Origin of the sequence: Clavibacter lycopersici (assembly GCF_003576405.1) — a bacterium.
Taxonomy (GTDB): Bacteria; Actinomycetota; Actinomycetes; order Actinomycetales; family Microbacteriaceae; genus Clavibacter; species Clavibacter lycopersici.
This window is the reverse complement of the sequence record NZ_QWGT01000303.1, coordinates 1-2,779: the sequence shown is the minus strand read 5'-3', so window position 1 is coordinate 2,779 and position 2,779 is coordinate 1. Positions and strand designations below refer to the sequence as shown.

The window sequence follows — 2,779 nt, the reverse complement described above, 5'->3', positions numbered from 1 at the left end:
GCCGAGGGCCTCCGCTGCGGCGAGCAGGGCGGCGCGGTCGAGCGGCCGCGGCCCCGGGTGCCGCACCTCCTCGATCCAGAGCGTGACGCCGCCGGTCGCGTCCACGAGGGTGCCGTGCGCACGCGGCGCGCGGATCCCCTCGGGCAGCGCATCGAGCAGTCCCGACCGGTAGGCGGCCAGCTCCCGCGCGCCGTTGTCGACGAGGTACGGCACGGCCAGCGCGGGACCCTCCGTGCGCTTCTCGACGAGCGTCCACGGCAGGGCGCTGCCGTCGTCCAGGCGCGCCGACCCGCGGATCCGCGTCACCGACCGGTGCGCGAGGAACGCGTCGTACTCGAGCGGCTCGCGCACGACGCCCTCGAGCGCCGAGACGGGCCGCCCGACGAGGTCGGCGACGGCGGCCGTCAGCCCCGCGCGCCGCTCGTGGTCCATGCCCCGACGCTACCGATGCGGCGCGCTGCCGATGCGGCGCCGGGGCATCCTCGGGTCCCGCTAGTCGGCGTCCACGACGATGACCGTGACCACGGGCGTGCGGCGGTGGCGGCGCTGCAGCCAGCGCTGCAGGCCGTCGCTCATGGCGCGCTCGGCGGCGACGCCGTCGAGGTGGCGCTTGGCGGCCGCGTTCGTGAGGGCGGTGCTGATGGCGGCCTCGGCCTCGGGGATCCAGCCGTCGTGCTCCACGAAGCCGCGCGTGATGAGCTCGGCCGGGTGGATGAGCTTCTGCTCCTTCTCGTCGAAGATGCCGAGCACGGTGATCTGGCCCTCGGCCGCGAGCGTGCGGCGCTCCTCGAGCGCCTCCTCGGTCGCGACGCCGATGGTCATGCCGTCGACGAAGACGTAGGGCGCGGGCACGCGGCCGGAGATCGTCGCGCGGCCGTTCACGAGGTCGACGCTGACGCCGTCCTCGATGACGAGCGCGTTCTTCACGCCCGTGCTCTCGGCCAGGGCGGCGTTGGCGACGAGGTGGCGCCACTCGCCGTGCACGGGCAGCACGTTGCGGGGCTTCACGAGGTTGTAGCAGTAGACGAGCTCGCCGGCGCTGGCGTGGCCGGAGACGTGCACCTTCGCGTTGCCCTTGTGCACGACGTCGGCGCCCCAGCGGATCAGGCCGTTGATGACGCCGTAGATGGCGTTCTCGTTGCCGGGGATGAGCGAGCTGGCCAGGAGGATCGTGTCGCCCTCGCCCACCTCGATGATGTGCTCGCGGCGCGCCATGCGGCTGAGCGCCGCCATCGGCTCGCCCTGCGAACCCGTGCAGATGAGCGTGACCTTGTCGTCCGGCAGCTTGTTCAGCGCCTTGAGGTCGATGACGAGGCCCTTGGGGATGCGCAGGTAGCCGAGGTCGGAGGCGATCTTCATGTTGCGGACCATCGAGCGGCCCACGAACGAGACCTTGCGGCCGTACTGCTCGGCGGAGTCGAGCACCTGCTGGATCCGGTGCACGTGGCTCGCGAAGCTGGACACGACGATGCGCTTGGGCGCCGTGCGGAACACCTTCTCGATGGCGGGCGTGAGGTCCTTCTCGGCGGTGGTGAAGCCGGGGACCTCCGCGTTCGTGGAGTCGGTGAGGAAGAGGTCCACGCCCTCCTCGCCGAGGCGGGCGAACGCGCCGAGGTCGGTGAGGCGGCGGTCCATCGGGAACTGGTCCATCTTGAAGTCGCCCGTGTGCAGGACCATGCCGGCGCCCGTGCGGATCGCGACGGCGAGGCCGTCCGGGATGGAGTGGTTCACGGCGACGAACTCGAGGTCGAACTTGCCCATGGTGATGCGGTCGCCCTCCTTCACCTGGCGGGTGACGGGCTTGATCTTGTGCTCCTCGAGCTTCGCGCTGATGAACGCGAGCGTGAGGCGGGATCCGATGACGGGGATGTCGGGCCGCTCCTGCAGGAGGTACGGGACGCCGCCGATGTGGTCCTCGTGGCCGTGCGTGAGCACGATGCCGGTGATCTTGTCGAGGCGCCCGCGGAGGGTGCTGAAGTCGGGGAGGATCACGTTGATGCCGGGCTGGCTCTCCTCGGGGAAGAGGACGCCGCAGTCGACGATGAGCAGCTCGCCCTCGTACTCGAACAGCGTCATGTTGCGGCCGACGTCGCCGAGGCCGCCGAGGGGCGTGACGCGCAGGCCGCCGCGGGGCAGGCGCCCGGGCTTGGCGATGTCGAGGGCGTGGGCGTGGGAGGTGGGAGGCATGGTGCCTTTCTGGTCAGGTCGTGCGGGTGATGCCGAGGTGCGCAGGTCGTGCTCGCGCGGTTCGTGCGTGGAGACGGTGCCTCCGGTGATGTTCAGGGGCCCGTCCGCGAGGACGGGTGGTGCCGCACCGAGTCGCGGACGACGAGGGCGCACGCGACGCGCGTCGCGCTGGTGCCGTCTCGCGCCCGGTCGAACAGGGATCGGCCGATGGCGGCGAGGTCCAGTCTCACGGTGGTGAGCGGCGGCGCGCAGTGCGCGGACATGGGCGAGTCTCCCATGCCCACGACGCTGATGCGGTCAGGTGCCGGTTCTCCGGCGTCGCGGGCGGCGTGCAGGGCGCCCATCGCGGTCGCGTCGCTGGCGGCGAGGACGGCCGTGACGGCGCACCGCGAGATCAGCCTCCGGGCGGCCTCGTAGCCGGTGCGCTCGGACCAGCTGCCCTCCGCGATCGCGAAGACGGGAAGGCCGGCGGCCCGCATGGCGTCGCGCCATCCGGCGGCGCGGCGCCGGGCGGTCCCGGAGCACGCGGGCCCGGCGACGTGGCCGATGCGCGTGTGGCCGGCCGCGAGGAGGAGCTCGGTGGCGGCGCGCG

At 72.7% G+C, this 2,779-nt stretch carries 3 protein-coding genes; all 3 read right to left on the bottom strand.

Annotation, left to right across the window (positions count from 1 at the left end; translation table 11 throughout):
• The coding region (locus DZG00_RS14250; protein ID WP_147360021.1) for a hypothetical protein at positions 1 to 432 on the bottom strand (432 nt) is incomplete at its 3' end.
• Between the two features lie 60 nt (positions 433 to 492).
• Positions 493 to 2,187, bottom strand: coding sequence for a ribonuclease J (locus DZG00_RS14245; protein ID WP_119383011.1), 1,695 nt, complete (start codon positions 2,185 to 2,187; stop codon positions 493 to 495).
• A gap of 92 nt (positions 2,188 to 2,279) precedes the next feature.
• Positions 2,280 to 2,779: substrate-binding domain-containing protein (locus tag DZG00_RS14240; protein WP_158587809.1), on the bottom strand; the 500-nt coding region annotated here is incomplete at its 5' end.